Annotated in this window: 1 rRNA gene; it reads right to left on the bottom strand. The window is 55.2% G+C overall.

Annotated elements, in window-relative coordinates:
* Positions 1-1,343: ribosomal RNA gene (locus ACZ3KJ_RS35250) — 23S ribosomal RNA — on the bottom strand; the annotation flags it as partial.

Raw genomic sequence — 1,343 nt, 5'->3', positions numbered from 1 at the left:
GCTTCCAGTTCCGGCCTATCAACCCCATGGTCTGTAGGGGGCCTTAACCCATCAAGTGGGAGAGAAACCTCATCTTGGAACAGGCTTCCCGCTTAGATGCTTTCAGCGGTTATCCCTTCCGAACGTAGCCAACCAGCAGTGCTCCTGGCGGAACAACTGGCACACCAGAGGTTCGTCCGTCCCGGTCCTCTCGTACTAGGGACAGCCTTCCTCAAGTTTCTAACGCGCGCGGCGGATAGAGACCGAACTGTCTCACGACGTTCTAAACCCAGCTCGCGTGCCGCTTTAATGGGCGAACAGCCCAACCCTTGGGACCTACTCCAGCCCCAGGATGCGACGAGCCGACATCGAGGTGCCAAACCATCCCGTCGATATGGACTCTTGGGGAAGATCAGCCTGTTATCCCCGGGGTACCTTTTATCCGTTGAGCGACACCGCTTCCACTTGCCGGTGCCGGATCACTAGTCCCGACTTTCGTCCCTGCTCGAGCTGTCACTCTCACAGTCAAGCTCCCTTGTGCACTTGCACTCGACACCTGATTGCCAACCAGGCTGAGGGAACCTTTGGGCGCCTCCGTTACATTTTGGGAGGCAACCGCCCCAGTTAAACTACCCACCAGGCACTGTCCCTGAACCAGATCATGGTCCGAGGTTAGAAGTCCAATACGATCAGAGTGGTATTTCAACGACGACTCCACCAACACTGGCGTGCTAGTTTCACAGTCTCCCACCTATCCTACACAAACCGTACCGAACACCAATACCAAGCTATAGTGAAGGTCCCGGGGTCTTTTCGTCCTGCCGCGCGTAACGAGCATCTTTACTCGTAATGCAATTTCGCCGAGTCTGTGGTTGAGACAGCAGAGAAGTCGTTACGCCATTCGTGCAGGTCGGAACTTACCCGACAAGGAATTTCGCTACCTTAGGATGGTTATAGTTACCACCGCCGTTTACCGGGGCTTAAATTCTCAGCTTCGCGCCGAAGCGCTAACCGGTCCTCTTAACCTTCCGGCACCGGGCAGGCGTCAGTCCGTATACATCGTCTTACGACTTCGCACGGACCTGTGTTTTTAGTAAACAGTCGCTTCTCTCTGGTCTCTGCGACCCCACCCAGCTCCGAGTGCAAGACTCATCACCAGGCGTGGTCCCCCTTCTCCCGAAGTTACGGGGGCATTTTGCCGAGTTCCTTAACCACAGTTCTCTCGATCGCCTTAGTATTCTCTACCTGACCACCTGTGTCGGTTTGGGGTACGGGCCGTGTACCAACTCACTAGAGGCTTTTCTCGGCAGCATAGGATCACTGAATTCACCACAACGGCTACGCATCACCTCTCAGGCCATATG

The sequence above is a fragment of the Streptomyces sp. NPDC003248 genome (assembly GCF_055563235.1).
Note: the sequence above shows the minus strand (reverse complement) of the source record. Positions and strands in the feature narration are given on the sequence as shown.